The sequence below is a fragment of the Pseudonocardia sp. OZ21 genome (assembly GCF_059359135.1).
Genome location: NZ_JCADBN010000011.1, coordinates 26,085 through 42,078, shown reverse-complemented (window position 1 = coordinate 42,078; position 15,994 = coordinate 26,085). Strand labels below are relative to the sequence as shown.

The 15,994-nt window shown below is 71.3% G+C and carries 14 protein-coding genes and 1 riboswitch; of the genes, 9 read left to right on the top strand and 5 right to left on the bottom strand.

Going from position 1 to position 15,994, the window contains the following annotated elements:
• Window positions 1–60: 60 nt before the first annotated feature.
• From AC5L35_RS24040 to AC5L35_RS24025, 4 genes are read left to right on the top strand one after another with little or no spacing between them, the layout of a single operon-like run.
• On the top strand, window positions 61–927 hold the full coding sequence (locus AC5L35_RS24040; protein ID WP_495062155.1) for an ABC transporter permease: 867 nt from the start codon (window positions 61–63) through the stop codon (window positions 925–927).
• The gene (locus AC5L35_RS24035) at window positions 927–1,928 is read left to right on the top strand and encodes an ABC transporter permease (protein ID WP_495061945.1); all 1,002 of its coding nucleotides are present in this window, start codon (window positions 927–929) and stop codon (window positions 1,926–1,928) included. Before AC5L35_RS24040 ends, AC5L35_RS24035 begins: the two co-directional genes overlap by 1 nt.
• Window positions 1,929–1,948: 20 nt before the next feature.
• Complete coding sequence (locus tag AC5L35_RS24030) at window positions 1,949–3,643, top strand: ABC transporter substrate-binding protein (protein WP_495061944.1); 1,695 nt, start codon at window positions 1,949–1,951, stop codon at window positions 3,641–3,643.
• Window positions 3,640–5,352, top strand: a complete 1,713-nt coding sequence (locus AC5L35_RS24025) for an ABC transporter ATP-binding protein (RefSeq protein ID WP_495061943.1) — start codon at window positions 3,640–3,642, stop codon at window positions 5,350–5,352. Before AC5L35_RS24030 ends, AC5L35_RS24025 begins: the two co-directional genes overlap by 4 nt.
• A 23-nt stretch (window positions 5,353–5,375) precedes the next feature.
• On the opposite strand, the gene thrC is transcribed toward AC5L35_RS24025, so the two are convergent.
• The gene (thrC, locus tag AC5L35_RS24020; RefSeq protein WP_495061942.1) at window positions 5,376–6,662 is read right to left on the bottom strand and encodes a threonine synthase; all 1,287 of its coding nucleotides are present in this window, start codon (window positions 6,660–6,662) and stop codon (window positions 5,376–5,378) included.
• A gap of 9 nt (window positions 6,663–6,671) precedes the next feature.
• Window positions 6,672–6,786, bottom strand: a riboswitch (SAM riboswitch).
• Window positions 6,787–6,925: 139 nt separating this feature from the next.
• Here thrC and holA point away from each other — a divergent pair.
• Window positions 6,926–7,894 (top strand): DNA polymerase III subunit delta, encoded by a 969-nt coding sequence (gene holA / locus AC5L35_RS24015; RefSeq protein ID WP_495061941.1) that lies wholly within the window; start codon window positions 6,926–6,928, stop codon window positions 7,892–7,894.
• Window positions 7,895–7,981: 87 nt separating this feature from the next.
• Here the strand turns inward: holA and rpsT are convergent, their stop codons facing one another.
• Entirely contained in the window at window positions 7,982–8,242 is a 261-nt protein-coding gene (rpsT, locus tag AC5L35_RS24010) for a 30S ribosomal protein S20 (protein ID WP_169395720.1), read from the bottom strand.
• Window positions 8,243–8,402: 160 nt separating this feature from the next.
• On the opposite strand from rpsT, the gene AC5L35_RS24005 reads away from it, so the two are divergent.
• Window positions 8,403–9,155, top strand: coding sequence for an alpha/beta fold hydrolase (locus AC5L35_RS24005; RefSeq protein WP_495061940.1), 753 nt, complete (start codon window positions 8,403–8,405; stop codon window positions 9,153–9,155).
• A gap of 40 nt (window positions 9,156–9,195) precedes the next feature.
• Here the strand turns inward: AC5L35_RS24005 and AC5L35_RS24000 are convergent, their stop codons facing one another.
• Window positions 9,196–10,998: a GGDEF domain-containing protein gene (locus AC5L35_RS24000; protein ID WP_495061939.1), complete on the bottom strand. Its 1,803-nt coding sequence runs from the start codon at window positions 10,996–10,998 to the stop codon at window positions 9,196–9,198.
• 341 nt (window positions 10,999–11,339) lie between these two features.
• Here AC5L35_RS24000 and lepA point away from each other — a divergent pair, with 341 nt between their 5' ends.
• The 3 genes from lepA (at window position 11,340) to AC5L35_RS23985 (ending at window position 14,345) form a co-directional block, all read left to right on the top strand.
• Entirely contained in the window at window positions 11,340–13,187 is a 1,848-nt protein-coding gene (lepA, locus tag AC5L35_RS23995; RefSeq protein ID WP_495061938.1) for a translation elongation factor 4, read from the top strand.
• Between the two features lie 79 nt (window positions 13,188–13,266).
• Window positions 13,267–13,677 (top strand): hypothetical protein, encoded by a 411-nt coding sequence (locus AC5L35_RS23990; protein WP_495061937.1) that lies wholly within the window; start codon window positions 13,267–13,269, stop codon window positions 13,675–13,677.
• Window positions 13,677–14,345, top strand: a complete 669-nt coding sequence (locus AC5L35_RS23985) for an MOSC domain-containing protein (RefSeq protein ID WP_495061936.1) — start codon at window positions 13,677–13,679, stop codon at window positions 14,343–14,345. The genes AC5L35_RS23990 and AC5L35_RS23985 overlap by 1 nt, the downstream gene beginning before the upstream one ends.
• A 76-nt stretch (window positions 14,346–14,421) precedes the next feature.
• On the opposite strand, the gene AC5L35_RS23980 is transcribed toward AC5L35_RS23985, so the two are convergent.
• Window positions 14,422–14,838, bottom strand: coding sequence for a MarR family winged helix-turn-helix transcriptional regulator (locus AC5L35_RS23980; RefSeq protein ID WP_433275169.1), 417 nt, complete (start codon window positions 14,836–14,838; stop codon window positions 14,422–14,424).
• Window positions 14,839–14,986: 148 nt separating this feature from the next.
• Window positions 14,987–15,952, bottom strand: coding sequence for a zinc-binding dehydrogenase (locus AC5L35_RS23975; RefSeq protein ID WP_495061935.1), 966 nt, complete (start codon window positions 15,950–15,952; stop codon window positions 14,987–14,989).
• Between the last annotated feature and the right edge of the window lie 42 nt (window positions 15,953–15,994).

Genomic DNA, 15,994 nt, shown 5'->3' with positions numbered 1-15,994 from the left:
CTGTTCTTCCGGCGTAGCTCCGGGAACTCCCAGTCGCTGGTGTCCGCCCTCTGGCGGGCGGTGCGCGCGGACCGCTGGGTGCTCGCCGCCGCTGTGGTGATCGTGGTGCTGCTCCTGGTGGCACTGGCCGCCCCGCTGCTCGCTGCTCTGGCGGGCCAGGACCCGTACACCTACGACATCACGGCGCTGGACCCCGCCACCGGGGTGCCGGCGGGTGTGCTCGGTGGGGTGAGTGCGGCGCACTGGTTCGGTGTCGAGCCGCTCACCGGGCGGGATCTGTTCTCGATCGTCGCCTACGGGGCGCGCACGTCGTTCCTGATCGGGACCGTCTCGACCGTGATCGCCACGGTGGTGGGGGTGCTGCTCGGGGTCAGCGCCGCCTACCGCGGTGGCTGGGTGGACCGGTTGGTGGTCCGGATCGCGGACGTGCTGCTGGGGTTCCCCTCGCTCGTCTTCATGATCGCTCTCGGAGCGATCGCACCGGCGTCGTTCCCGCGGCCCCTGCTGCTCGTGCTGATCATCGGCTTCTTCGGCTGGCCACGGGTGGCGCGCATCGTGCGCGCCGAGACGCTGTCACTGAAGCAACGCAAGTTCGTCTCGGCCGCACGTTCGCTGGGGGCGCCGCCCTGGCACGTCCTCACCGTGGAGCTGCTGCCCAACCTGTGGGCGTCGATCGTCGTGGTGTTCACGCTCAGCATCCCGGCGAACATCGGGTTGGAGGCGGCGCTGTCCTTCCTCGGCGTGGGCGTTCCCCCGCCGACGCCGAGCTGGGGCAGATCGATCTCCGACGCGATCGGCTGGGTCGCCACCGACCCGATGTTCCTGATCTTCCCCGGAGCGGCACTGTTCCTCGCCACCTGGGCGTTCAACGTGCTCGGTGACGGTCTGCGTGATGCGGTCGACCCGCGGTCGGGGCGCCGGATCTGATGGCACTGCTGAGGTTCGTCGCGGGTCGCGTGCTGTCCATGGTGCTGGTGCTGGTGGTGGTCAGCCTCGCCACCTACGCGGTCTTCTACCTGCTGCCGTCCGATCCGGCATTCCTGTCCTGCGGCAAGCCGTGCACCCCGGGGAACCTCGCGATCGCGCGGCAGTACATGGGCTTCGACCAGCCGTGGTTCCTGCAGTACCTGTCGTTCCTCGCGGCCATCCTGGTCGGGCGCACGTACGGCTCCGGCCCGACCGCCATCCACTGCGACGCACCGTGCTTCGGGTACTCCTTCCAACAGAACGCCCCGGTGAGCGAGCTGATCGCCAGCCGGGTGCCGGTGACGTTCTCGCTGGCCATCGGGGCGGCCGTGATCTGGCTGTGCGTCGGGGTCGGCACCGGCGTGGTGTCTGCTCTGCACCGCGGACGGCCGCTGGACCGGCTGCTGATGGCCGGGTCCGTTGCCGGGGTTTCCGCGCCGACGTACCTGGTGGGGCTGCTGGGGATCCTGCTGTTCGGGTTCACGCTCGACGTGGTGCCGGTCAGCGGGTACGTCCCGTTCACCGAGAGCCCGGTCGACTGGGCGTGGCACCTCGTGCTGCCGTGGCTCGTGCTGGCGTTCCTGCACGCCGCGCTCTACGCCCGGCTCACCCGCAACCAGATGCTGAACGTCCTGGGCGAGGACTTCATCCGCACGGCCAGGGCGAAGGGCGTTCGAGAGTCCAGCGTGATCCGGCGGCACGCGCTGCGCAACGTCGCCCTGCCGGTGGTGACGATCTTCGGTCTGGACCTCGGTTCGCTGCTCGGAGGTGCGGTCATCACCGAGCGCGTGTTCTCGATGCCCGGGCTGGGCGGCCTGCTCATCGACGCCGTCCAGCAGCTCGACCTGCCGCTGCTGCTGGGCTACACGGTCTTCGCCACCTTCCTCATCGTCGTCGCCAACACCGCGGTCGACCTGCTCTACGGCCTGCTCGACCCCCGGGCGCGGCTGGTTCGTTCGTGATCATCGACAAGGAGAACTTCATGGACCGGCGGTCATTCCTACGACTCGTTGCGACGGCAGGCGCGGTCAGTGGGGCCGGTGCATTGCTCGCGGCCTGCAACGCGAACGAGCGCAGCTCCGGTGCCGCCGCCGCGTCCGCCGCCCCTGCGGTCGGTGGCACGCTCTACGTCCTCCAGGACGGCGCCACCAACTCGTTCGACCCGGCGAAGAGCCAGAGCCTCGCCATCACCTCGCTGGCCCTCGTGCACCGCAGGCTGACCAGCTGGGACATCCGGCCCGGTGTCACCGCCGCGGTGGTACCGGACCTGGCCACCGACACCGGCACGCCCAGCGACGGCGGGGCGACCTGGACGTTCACGCTCAAGGACGGGCTGAAGTTCTCCGACGGCTCCCCGATCACCAGCGCGGACGTCAAGTGGGGGGTCGAGCGGTCCTTCTCGCCGTCGTTCTCGCAGGGCCTGACCTACCACAAGGCGCTGCTCGTCGGGGGGGCCGACTACCGCGGCCCGTTCGAGGGGCAGGGGCTCAGCTCGATCGAGACCCCCGACGAGAAGACGATCGTCTTCCGGCTGGCCCGCCCCTACGGCGACTGGACGTGGATCGCCAGCACCCCGGCCTTCGCCCCGGTGCCGCGCACCACCGGCGCCGAGGCCAACTACGGCGAGCATCCCGTCGGCTCCGGCCCGTACGAGGTGCAGTCCTACCAGCAGGGCGTGGGAGCCACCCTGGTGCGCAACCCGAACTGGGACAAGGCGACCGACCAGGTCCGCGCGGGGCTGCCCGACCAGGTCGTCTTCCAGTTCTCCCAGGACCGGACGGTGATCTCCCAGCGGCTCGCCGCCGACAGCGGCGACGACCGCTTCGCCTTCGGAGCGTCGTTCGTCGCGGCCGCCACCCTGGCCCAGCTGGAGAGCAACCCGGCCGTCAAGCAGCGGGTGGTCACCTCGAACGCCGGCGCGCTGGCCATGCTGGTGCTGAACACCCAGAAGGGCCCGCTGGCCGATCCCGCGGTGCGCACGGCGTTCCAGTACGCGGTGGACCGCAGCGCCTTCCAGGTGGCGTCCGCCGGCTCGGCCGCCCTCGCCGGTGAGGTTGCCACCACCTTGATCACGCCCGGCATCGCGGGCCGGGAGACCTACGACCTCTACCCGACGCAGCCGGCCGGCGATCCGGAGAAGGCCAAGCAGATGCTCGCGGCCGCCGGCCATCCCGATGGCCTGCCCGCTCTGAGCCTGCTGGTGAGCACCTCCAACGGCGGGGCGGACCGGGCACAGGCGCTCGGCGCCGCACTCGCCAGGGCAGGCATCCAGGTGTCGATCCGGCCGCTGGACTCCGACGCGTTCAACGCGGAGGTCACGGGCGCGGAGGCGAACTACGACCTGGCCTACTTCAGCTGGCAGCCCGACTTCCCGAGCCCGAACGGCAACATCCAGCCGCTCTTCGCGTCCGGCGAGATCGGCAACGGCGGCTACAACATCTCCCGGTACTCCAACGCCGAGGTGGACGCCATGATCGCCGATGCGCAGGCCACGGTGGACCCGGTCGAGGCCGGACGCAAGTGGGCCGCGGTGGACCGCCGGATCATGCAGGACAGCCCCGTCGTGCCACTGATCTACACGCGCAACTCGTTCCTGCGCGGCTCCAAGGTGGGCAACTTCTTCGTGGCCGACTTCCCGGCCTATCCCAACTACCTCAAGGCGGGCATCACGCCGTGACCGCGCTTCCCTTGCTGGAGGTGCGGGAGATCTCGGTGTCCTTCGGCTCCGCAGGCCGGTCGACCCCCGCCGTGACGGAGGTCAGCTACTCGGTGGGAACCGGCGAGGTGGTGGCCGTCGTCGGTGAGTCGGGCTCGGGGAAGACGGTCACCGCGATGTCCCTGCTCGGGCTGCTGCCGGACACCGCCACGGTGTCCGGCTCGGCGCTGCTGCGCGGACGTGAGCTGATCGCCCTCGACGCGGAGCAGTTGCGGACCGTCCGTGGCAACGAGGTCGGCTTCGTCTTCCAGGAGCCGATGAGCGCGTTGAACCCGGTGCTGAGCATCGGCGCCCAGGTGCTCGAGGCGATCACGACCCATCGTTCGCTGACGCGGGCGGCGGCCCGTCAGCGCATGCTCGAGCTACTGGCGCTGGTCGGGCTGCCCGACCCGGAGCGGAAGGCCCGTTCCTATCCCCATGAGCTGTCGGGCGGTCAGCTGCAACGGGTGGTGATCGCCATCGCGATCGCCAACGAGCCCGCCCTGCTCATCGCCGACGAGCCCACCACCGCGCTCGACGTGACCGTGCAGGCCGAGATCCTCGACCTCCTGCGCGGCCTGCGTGACCGGCTCGGCATCGGGATCCTGCTCATCACCCACGACATGGGCGTGGTCGCCGACCTCGCCGACCGGGTCGTCGTGATGCGGGCGGGCCGGGTGGTGGAGGAGGCGAGCGTCGCGCAGTTGTTCGCGGCGCCCCGTGAGGAGTACACCCGCCACCTGCTCGACGCCGTGGTGTCCCTGCCCACCGCACCGCTGGTCCCCGCGCCGGTCGTCGTCGACGAGCCCGCGCCGGTGCCGGATCGGACCGCCGCTCCGGAGGAAGGCACCGGCATCCTGACCGTGGACGACCTGCGGGTGACCTACCGTGGGCGGTTCGACGTGCCGGCCGTGGAGGGGGTGAGCCTGCACGTCGGCGCCGGAGAGGTGTTCGGACTCGTCGGCGAGTCCGGTTCGGGCAAGAGCACGATCGCCTCGGCCATCACCGGCCTGGTGCGTCCCGAGGGGGGCACGATCCGGCTCTCCGGCGACGACCTCGCCGCGCTGCGTGGCAAGGCCCTGCGGCGTGCCCGCGGCCGGATCGGCATGGTCTTCCAGGATCCCGCGTCGTCGTTGAACCCGCGAGCCACCATCGGCGACAGCGTCGCCGAGCCGCTACGCCTGCACACCTGCCTGCACGGCAGCGAGCTGAGCCGCCGGGTGGATGACCTGCTCGACGCCGCGCAGCTTCCGACCTCGACACGCGACCGGTTCCCGCACGAGCTCTCCGGTGGCCAACGTCAACGGGTCGGCATCGCCAGGTCGATCGCGTTGAACCCCGACCTCCTGATCGCCGACGAGCCCACCAGCTCCCTCGACGTCTCCGTGCAGGCCCGGATCCTCGACCTGTTCCGGGACCTGCAGGAACAGCTGAAGTTCGCGTGTCTGTTCATCTCGCACGACCTCGCCGTGATCGGCGCACTCGCGGCCCGGGTCGGCGTCATGCACCGCGGGCGGATCGTCGAGCAGGGGAGCGCCGTCCAGGTGCTGCAGGCGCCACGCCACCGCTACACCCAGCGGCTCCTCGCGTCGGCCCCCGTGGCCGACCCCACCGAACAGCAGCGCAGGCGCAAGGTCTGGCACACGATCCGGGACGCGCAGCCGGAGGAAGCGGCCCCCAGCGCCTCGTGACGGAGCTGGGGGCCGCCCCGGCCTCAGAGTCCGCGCGCCGCCAGCGCCTCGCGCACGGCCTTGCTGGTGGAGGGCACCGTGGCCGAGGGGCCGATCTGGCCGGCGACCGCGTCGAGGGTCTTGAGCCCGTCGCCGGTGATCAGCAGCACGGTCTCGGCGTCCGGGTCGAGCTTGCCCGACTCGACGAGCTTCTTCGCGGTGGCCACCGTGACGCCGCCCGCGGTCTCGGCGAAGACGCCCTCGGTGCGGGCGAGCAGCCGGATCCCGTCGACCACCTCGGCGTCGCTGACGTGCGCCACGGCCCCGCCGGTGCGGCGCACCGCGTCGAGGACGTAGGGGCCGTCGGCCGGGTTACCGATCGCGAGCGAGCGGGCGATCGTGTCCGGGCGCACCGGCTGCACGACGTCGTGCCCGTCCTCGAAGGCCTTGGCCACGGGGGAGCAGCCGGTGGCCTGCGCCCCGAACACGCGGTAGGGCGTGGGCTCCACCAGGCCCAGCTTGCCGAGCTCGGTGAAACCCTTGTCGACCTTGGTGAGCTGCGACCCCGACGCCACGGGCACCACGATCTGCTCCGGCAGCCGCCAGCCGAGCTGCTCGGCCACCTCGTAGCCCAGCGTCTTGGAGCCCTCGGCGTAGTACGGCCGCACGTTGACGTTGACGAACGCCCAGTCCTCGTGCTCGGCGGCGAGCTCGGTGGCCAACCGGTTGACGTCGTCGTAGTTGCCGTCGACGGCGAGCAGGGTGCCGTCGTACACGGCGGTGGTGAGCACCTTCGCCTGCTCGAGCGACGACGGGATGAGCACGACCGAGTCCCACCCGGCGCGGGCCGCGGCGGCGGCCACGGCGTTGGCGAGGTTGCCCGTGGACGGGCAGGCGAGCACCGAGAACCCGAGCTCGCGGGCGGCGGCGAGCGCCACGGCCACCACGCGGTCCTTGAACGAGTGGGTCGGGTTGCCGGTGTCGTCCTTCACCCAGAGGTTGCGCAGCCCCAGAGCGGCGCCCAGCCGGTCGGCCTTGATCAGGCGGGTGAGACCGGGCTCGGTGTTGGGGTGCTCCTGCACGGTGGACGGCACGGGCAGCAGCTGCCGGTAGCGCCAGATCGACTTCGGGCCGGCCTCGATGGACTCGCGGGTGACGGTGCCGAAGTCGTAGTCGACCTCGAGCGGGCCGAAGCACTGCGGGCAGGCGAACTCGGCCGCGAGCGGGATCTGGTGGCCACACTCACGACAGGAGAGGGCGCGTGCGGGCCCGAGGTCGTAGGCGGCGGTGGATCCGTCGCCGTCGGGACGCGTGGAGGCAGTCAGAGTCATCGAAAGATCTCCTCATCTTCCCCGCACCATGCGGGTCGGAATTGGCACCGTGATCGAGCGCGGATGCGCATCGCCGGTTGCCGGGGCTTCGCCGGGCCGTTCCCTCTGCCCCTCTGGATGAGCCATGTGAAGTTGTTCCGCGGCTGGTCGAGCAGCCGTCAGATGTCAGCCACGTTACGTCACGATCCACTGCCCCCCAAGTCCTGTCCGGATTCTGGGAGCCGGGTCACGCAATGTCGGTGGCGTGCGCGAGCATGGACGTCATGTCCGCGCCCCCTCCGCCCGCGCCGCTGCGCCTCATCCTCGGCGAGGAGGAGCTGCTGGTGGAGCGGGCGGTCGAGCAGGTCGTCGCGGAGGTGCGGGCCGGTGAGCCCGGCGCCGAGCTGCGGCGCTACCGGGCCGCCGACCTCACCCCGGTCGACCTCGCCGACAACCTGAGCCCGTCGCTGTTCGCCGAGGGCCGGGTCATCGTCCTGCAGGCCGCCCACGAGGTGGGCAAGGAGCTCGCCACGGCGATCGTCGAACAGTCGGCCGACCCGGCCGAGGGCATCGTCCTGGTCGTGCTGCACGCGGGGGGCGCCCGCAACAAGGGGCTGGCCGACGCGCTGCGCAAGGGCGGCGCCGTCGTCACCACGTGCAACCGGATCACCCGCTTCGAGGAGCGGGCCGACTTCGTACGCTCCGAGGTGCGACGGGCCGGTGGGCGCATCGCTCCCGCCGCGGTGGGCGTCCTGATCGAAGCGGTCGGGTCCGACCTACGGGAGCTCGCTGCCGCGGCGGGCCAGCTCGTGGCCGACACCGGGGGCACCGTCGACGAGCAGGCGGTGCGCCGCTACCACCGGGGCCGCGCGGAGGCGTCCGGTTTCGCGGTGGCCGACAAGGTGATGGCGGGCGACCGGGCCGGGGCGCTGGAGGCGTTGCGGTGGGCGCTCGTGCTCGGGGTGGCGCCCGTGCTGGTGGCCGACGCGCTGGCCGACGGGGTGCGCACCCTGGCCAGGGTGGGTGCGGCCGGCCGGGGCGATCCCAACCGGCTCGCGGGCACCCTGGGGATGCCGCCGTGGAAGGTGCGCAAGGCGCAGGCCCAGGTACGGGCGTGGCAGCCCGAGTCGCTCGCGATCGCGTTCGACGCAGCGGCCGAGGTGAACGCCGACGTCAAGGGAGCGGCAGCCGACGCGGGGTACGCGCTGGAACGCGCGGTACTGCGGATCTGCGCGGCACGCGAGTCACGCTGAGCGGTGCCGGAGGGCGGGCGCCGTGACACAACACAACGGCGCTGCCCCCGAGAGGGCAGCGCCGTGTGGGCTGGAGGTGTGGCCTCGTCAGAGCGCGTCGACGCGCTTGGACAGCGACGACTTGCGGTTGGCAGCCTGGTTCTTGTGGATGACGCCCTTGCTGGCCGCCTTGTCGAGCGCACGGGCTGCGGCGCGCTGCAGCTCGGTGGCCTTCTCGGTGTCGCCGGCCTCCGCAGCCTCGCGGAAACGCCGCACGGCGGTGCGAACGGCGGACTTGACCGACTTGTTGCGCTGGCGGCGCTTCTCGTTGGTCTTGACCCGCTTGATCTGGGACTTGATGTTGGCCACGCGAATGCCTCGAGTTCTTCTTCGCCTTGTTCCGGTCCGCACCGGCGGCGGGGGATCCTGCGTTCACGCCGGGCGCTCAGCGGTCCATGTTACAGCCCGGCGGGGACCGTCGGAAATCGGCCCGGTCCAGCAGTTCCCGCGGTCCGCCTAGGGTGATCGCATGACGGTGGTTCTGGTGCACGGCAACCCGGAGACCGAGGCCTTGTGGGACCCGCTGAGCGAGCGGCTCACCGCACGCGGCTACGACGATCAGGTGCGGCTCTCACCGCCCGGGTTCGGGGCCCCGGTGCCCCCGGGGTGGACAGCGACGGTCGACGAGTACCGCGACTGGCTGGTGGCCGAGCTGGAGGGCATCGGGCGCCCCGTCGACCTGGTCGGTCACGACTGGGGCGGCGGGCACGTGCTCAACGTCGCGATGACCCGGCCCGACCTGCTGCGCAGCTGGTGCTCCGACGTCGTGGGGCTCTTCGATCCGGACTACGTGTGGCACGACCTCGCGCAGGACTGGCAGACCCCCGGCGTCGGTGAGGCGGCGATCGAGGAGCGGCTCGACACCCCCGTGGACAAGGTGGTGGAGAACCTGGCCGAGCGCGGCATGGCTCCCGCGGTCGCCCAGCGCATCGCGCCCGCCTTCGACGTGACGATGGGCGAGTGCATCCTCGCGCTGTACCGCTCCGCGGCGCAGCCGGTGCTGGCGCGGCTCGGGGTGGGGCTGGAGGCCGCGGCGGCCCGTCCCGGGCTCTCGGTGGTGGCGACGGAGGACCACTTCGTGGGAACGATCGAGCAGCGCCACCGCGCCGCGGTGCGAGCGGGTGCCCGCGAGGAGACGCTCGACGGGCTCGGGCACTGGTGGATGACCCAGGATCCCGACCGCGGGGCAGCGATGCTCGCCCGGTTCCTGGACTCCGTCTGATCCCTGGTCCGTGACACCGTCGTGCCGCCGGTGACGGCAGCTACTCGGGCGGGGCGGCGGCAGCGCTCGACGTCACGGAGGACATGACACGGCCGGCGTGAACGGCGCCGGTGACCACGGTGTTGCCGCCGGAGTGCTTGGCGCGGTACATGGCGGCGTCCGCGGCGGCGAGCGCCACCTCGGGCTCGCCGTCGAGCGGGGCGCGGACCACCCCGACCGACATGGTGACGCCGGCGGCGACATCGGCGGGCAGTGCCGCCACGGCGTCGGTGGCGCGTTGCAGCGCCGCCCGTGCCTCCGGGAGCGGCGTGGCCGGCATGACCACGACGAACTCGTCGCCGCCGTACCGGGCCACGAGGTCCTGGGAGCGCAGGATGGTGCGCAGGCACGTGGCGACCTCGCGCAGTACGGCGTCGCCCGCGGCGTGCGAGCGGGCATCGTTGACGTCCTTGAACCGGTCGAGGTCGATCAGGGCGACGGCACACGGCTGGAGCGCCGGTGTGGTGGTGGCCTCGACGAGCCGCATGTCCAGCGCCCGCCGGTTCGGCAGCCCGGTGAGTGGGTCCTGCAGGGCCTGGGCCGCGACCGCGCCGTGCTCGCGGGCCAACCGGTGGTGCTCGGAGTGGCTGCGCAGCGCGGTGAGGCGCGCCTCGCGCAGGGCCCACAGCTCGGCCTCGAGCGCCTCGGCGTAGCTCGCGAGCGCGTCGGAGCGCCGCGGGGCACCGTTGGCGAGCTCGTCCATCCTCGCGAACTCCCGGTGCAGGGCGAGAGCGAGCACGGCGTCCGGGGTGGACATGCGCAGCTCGTGGTGCAGCGGCGCGAGTGCCGCCGCCGCGTCGCCCGGTCCGCCTGCGGCGAGCAGGCAGCGTGCCGTGGCGATGGCGAGCATGATGCGGTCCTCGGTGAAGTTGGTCATCGGCTCGAGCGCGACGAGCATCTCCAGGTGCTCCGGCGCCGGCTGCTTCAGGGAGTACGCCGCGCCGATGATCGAGCACTCCTCGATGGCCTCGGTTCCGCCTTCGGGCAGGCCGTGCGCGGCGGCCCAGAGCCGGGCGGCGGTGTGCGCGGTCTGTGCGGCGCCGACGAAGCGGGTGGCGGCGGCCGCGTCGCGTCCGCCGCGCTCGAGGCGCAACGCCCACGACAGCTGCAGCCGTACGCGGTTGAGCTGGAGCACGAGACGATCCATCACCGACGCGCCGCCCTCGGACACGGTGATCGCCCGCTGTGACACCTCGTCGGCCAGCTCGTGCGAGCCGAGCTTGAGCAGCACGAGGACCAACCCGTTGAGACTCCGCGAGAGCAGTCGCGACCATTCGGCGGGGTCCTCGTGGGGCTCCGGGGCGGTGAGCTCGGTGAGGATGGCGTGGGCGACGGCGGTGTCGGTGAGCGCGTTCTCCCCCTGGTGGAAGACGGCGGTGCGGTGTGCGCGGAGGGTGGCGGCCTCGCCGAGCCTGCGCGGATCGTCATCGAGCTCGGCGAGCTCGGTGTACTCCAGCAGCAGAGCCTCGACCTCGGTCTCGACCGTCTCCGCGTCGGGGTGGCCCGGTGCGGTGCGGATGGGGTCGAGGATGCGCACCAGGATGCACATCCGGAGCAGCTCGGACACGAGTGGGGACGGGCGGTGCCTGCGGGCGTGGGCGAGCAGCTCGTCCATGCCGACCCGGGCGGCCACCGCGCCCGCGGAGGTGCCCCGCTGCTGCCAGCGGAACTTGTCGGTGGCCCGGACCAGGATCTGCTGGTCGGTCAGCCGGCACGCGTCCTGTGCGCAGCAGCAGCTCGGCTCACCCTCCACGAGCACGCACTCGCTCGGGACAGCGAGCGCCGAGGAGGAGCGCGGTGTCACGGGTCGCCCCCTGCGAAGGCCGTCGGGCAGCTCGGACCGGACGCCGAGGCTGGGGCCCGACGGTCGGACCGCGGAGCTCCGTCTCGGCCCTGGGTCTCCACGATCTGGTCATGGTGACATGAGATGCACCCCGGTGGGGAGGCCGGTTTTCGGCGAAGTGTCCGTCCCGCTGACGGTGATCACCCGCCCCGTCCGGCGCATTGCGGAGCCGTAATGCTGTGTGCAGCGCGTCCCCACAGCAGTACGGCTCCACAGTGCGGGCGGGGGCCGGGTGACCGGTGGCGCCGCGCCCGCGGCGCCGCATGGGACGATAGAAGGACCTATACCTGAAGGATCCGTGAGTGAGCTCGTTCGCCGACCAGACGTTCACCCCTCCGGAGCTGATCCGGAACTTCTGCATCATCGCCCACATCGACCACGGCAAGTCCACCTTGGCCGACCGCATGCTGCAGCTCACCGGTGTGGTCGAGGAGCGGGCGATGCGCGCCCAGTACCTCGACCGGATGGACATCGAGCGCGAGCGCGGTATCACGATCAAGGCGCAGAACGTGCGGCTGCCGTGGAAGGTGGGGACCACCGAGCACGTCCTGCACCTCATCGACACCCCCGGCCACGTCGACTTCACCTACGAGGTGAGCCGGGCGCTCGAGGCGTGTGAGGGCGCGGTCCTGCTGGTCGACGCCGCACAGGGCATCGAGGCCCAGACGCTGGCCAACCTGTACCTGGCGCTGGAGAAGGACCTCACGATCATCCCGGTCCTCAACAAGATCGACCTGCCCGCCGCCGACCCGGACCGGTACGCGGCGGAGATCGCGCACATCGTGGGCTGCGAGCCCGGCGACGTGCTGCGGGTGAGCGCCAAGACGGGGCTCGGCGTGCGGGAACTGCTCGACGAGGTGGTCCGGGTGACCCCGGCGCCGGTCGGCGACCCCGATGCCCCCGCGCGGGCGATGATCTTCGACTCGGTCTACGACACCTACCGCGGCGTCGTCACCTACATCCGCGTGGTCGACGGGAAGATCACCCCGCGCGAGCGGATCAAGATGATGTCCACGGGCACCACCCACGAACTGCTCGAGGTGGGCATCGTCTCCCCGGATCCCAAGCCGAGCGTCGGGCTGGGCGTCGGTGAGGTGGGCTACCTCATCACCGGCGTGAAGGACGTGCGGCAGTCGAAGGTCGGCGACACGATCACGAGCCAGCGTCACGGCGCCACGGAGCCGCTCACCGGCTACCGCGAGCCGCGTCCGATGGTCTACTCGGGGCTGTACCCGGTGGACGGCTCGGAGTACCCGGACCTGCGTGAGGCGCTCGACAAGCTGCAGCTCAACGACGCGGCGCTCACCTACGAGCCGGAGACATCGGCGGCGCTGGGCTTCGGGTTCCGCTGCGGGTTCCTCGGCCTGCTGCACCTGGAGATCACCCGCGACCGGCTGGAGCGCGAGGCCGGGCTGGACCTGATCTCCACCGCGCCGAACGTGGTCTACCGCGTGATCAAGGACGACGGCACCGAGATGACGGTGACCAACCCGTCCGACTGGCCGACCGGCAAGGTCGCGCAGATCTTCGAGCCGGTGGTGAAGGTGACGGTTCTGGCGCCGTCGGAGTTCATCGGCACGATCATGGAGCTGTGCCAGGGCAGGCGCGGCCAGCTCGGCGGGATGGACTACCTGTCGGAGAGCCGGGTCGAGCTGCGCTACACGATGCCGCTCGCCGAGATCATCTTCGACTTCTTCGACGCACTGAAGTCGCGCACCCGCGGCTACGCCAGCCTCGACTACGAGGAGGCCGGCGAGCAGGAGGCGGAGCTGGTGAAGGTCGACATCATGCTGCAGGGCGAGGCGGTCGACGCGTTCTCCGCGATCCGGCACAAGGACGACGCCTACTCCTACGGCACGTCCATGACCACGAAGCTGCGTGAGCTGATCCCGCGCCAGCAGTTCGAGGTGCCGATCCAGGCGGCGATCGGGTCGCGGATCATCGCGCGGGAGAACATCCGGGCGATCCGCAAGGACGTCCTCGCCAAGTGCTACGGCGGCGACATCACCCGCAAGCGCAAGCTGCTGGAGAAGCAGAAGGAGGGCAAGAAGCGGATGAAGACCATCGGACGGGTCGAGGTCCCGCAGGAGGCCTTCGTCGCCGCGCTGTCCACCGACTCCGCAGGCGACGCCAAGTCCGGGAAGAAGTAGGAGACCCCGCCGGCCCGATCCTGCGGATGCCTGCGCAAATGATCTCGGCGATGATCGCCGGGCGCTTTACCATGACCCCATGACGGATCTTCCGGCGGCGCCCGGCGGGCAGTCGCCGGGAGTCGCGGGCCTCGTCCTGGTCGTCGTACTGGTGATCGGGTTCTTCGCCGGCCGGGTGAAGCGGCGGTTCATGCTGCTTCTCGTCGGGCTGCTGGCGATGCTCGGGATCGGCGTCGCGGTCACGCTGATCGCCGCAGCGCCCGGGGCGGTGGCCGACCGCGCGGCGGAGCTCACCGGGTTCTACGCGGTGGTGGTGCCGCTGACGGTGGCCTACGCCGCCGGCTGGCTGTGCGGGCGCGGCAGCCTGCTCTGGCGCCTGGTGGTGCTCGGGGTGGCCGTGCTGGTGCTCGCTGTCTTCCCCTACACCGACGCGGGGCGGGTCACGGCCGACACGGTGCTGGGGGCGCCCGCGGCGGGGGGAGTGCCGTGATGACCACACCGGCCGCGCACGCCGTGGGACGAGTCGAGTCGGTGAACGTGGCCGTCGTGCGCACCGACGAGTGGACGAAGGTCAAGAGCGGGCGTTCCGGCATCGACAAGCGTCCGGTCGAGGGCCCGGTGCTGCTCACGGCCACCGGCGTCGAGGGCGACACGATCTGCGACGTCGCGAACCACGGCGGTCCGGACCAAGCCGTGTACGCCTACTCGTGCGACGACCTCGCGTTCTGGACGGCCGAGCTCGGACAGCCGGTGCTGTCCGGTGGGGTGGGGGAGAACCTCACGATGTCGGGCGTGGACTGCTCGGGCGCCGTGATCGGAGAGCGCTGGCAGATCGGGGATGCCGTGCTGCAGGTTCGCGGCCCCCGGATCCCGTGCCGGGTGTTCGCGGGGTTCCGCGGCGTGCCCGATCTCGTGCGGCGGTTCGTCGCCGCTCGACGGCCAGGTGCGTACCTGGCCGTCGAACGTCCCGCCGCGGTGGCGGCGGGCGACTCCGTGCGTGTGCTCGACCGTCCCGCTCACGGCGTCACGGTGACCCACCTGATGGCTGCGCTTACCGGTGAGCGCAGCCAGGTGCCGGCGATCGTGGCCGCCCGCGAGTACCTCGGTGCTCGCGGACAGGACTGGCTGGACAACGCGCTCGGGGTGAAGCGGGGCTGATCCGGGGGGCTGTCGGGGAGGCTGTGGGCGGGGAGGCGAGGCTGCTGGGGAGGCGGCGTGGGAGCGAGAAGGTCGGTCAGACGTTGACGCCCTGGCAGGCCAGGGCTTCGAGGAGTTCGGCGAGCTGGGCGCGCTCAGGGGTGTGGGGGGAGCCGAGTGCTTCGCCTGCGCGGCGTTCCACGCGCCCGCAGACTCGTTCGACCACAGCGCGTCCGTCCGCAGCGAGATGGACGAGAACGCGACGGCGGTCCTCCGGGTCGGTGCGCCGGTAGGCCAGCTTGGCAGCGACCAACCGGTCCACCACACGGGTGGCTGTGGGGGCAGGCAGAGCGGTGTGCGAGGCGATCTCGCCCATGCTCCGACCACCGCCGCGGGCCAGCATCAGCAGCACTCGCCAGCCATCTCGGCTGACCCCTTCCGCCGAGGTGACCGGCGACAGTGCGGCGGCGACCGCACGGTCCAACCGGTCAAGCAACTCGACCAGACCTGTCACTCGGGGCACCGGGATGTACACGGATCCCGGCGCCGTTCGACTTGGTGGCTCAGACACGGTTACTTACTGTACGTCCTGAGAGGGCCAAGCGGGTCTCTCAGCAACCAGTTGCCGTAGACGAGCGGCTGATCCAACGCGACGGACGGTGCTATTTGGTAAAGACGATCTTGCCAGACGTCTCGCCCTCGAGCATCGCGCGGAACCCTTCCGCGGCCTGATCCATCGGCAGTTCGAGCCCGATCTCGGGGCTGATCCCGGCGTTGGCAACGAAACTGAGCAGGTCGGACAGCTCTTCCCGGGTGCCCATGGTCGAACCGATGACGCGGAGCTGGAGGAAGAACAGACGCTGGAGATCGGCGCCCGGGTTCGGACCACTCGTCGATCCGCTCACAACAATCACACCGCCGGGCTTGAGTGCCCTCATCGAGTGCGACCACGTGGCGTCACCGACTGTCTCGAATACGGCATCGACGCGCTCGGGCAGCCGCTCTCCCGACGGGAACGTCGCGTCCGCACCCAGCTTCTCCGCGACCGCCCGCTTCTCCTCCGTGCGGCCGGTGACCCAGACCCGCATCCCGGCCGCGGCGCCGAGCTGTACCAGTGCCGTGGAGACCCCGCCGGACGCACCTTGCACCAGCATGGTCTGCCCGGGCCGCAGCCCGGACTTCACGAACAGCATCCGGTAGGCGGTCAGCCAGGCCGTGCCCATCACCGACGCCTGCACCGGGGTGAGGCCGGCAGGCTTCGGCACGGCATTGCGCTTCGGGACCACGACGGTGTCGGCGAACGTGCCCTGGTGCTTCTCGGTGAGCAGCGTGCGCTTCGGGTCGAGGGTCTCGTCGCCGTGCAGCGACGCGTCGCCGATCACCGAGTGCAGCACGACCTCGGTGCCGTCCTCCAGGGTGCCGGCGCCGTCGCAGCCGAGGATCATCGGGAACTGTTCGGGCTTGATGCCCACGCCTCGCAGCGTCCAGAGGTCGTGCATGTTGAGGCTGGCGGCGGAGACCGATACGGCCACCCAGCCGTCGGGCACCTCGGGTTCGGGGCGCTCGCCCACGGTCAGGGACTCGAGCGGAGCGTCGGCGTTGGGCTCTGCGGCGTAGACGGCGAACATGGCACGAAAACTAGTCGCATCGGCTGCCCGCTACCGTGTGGG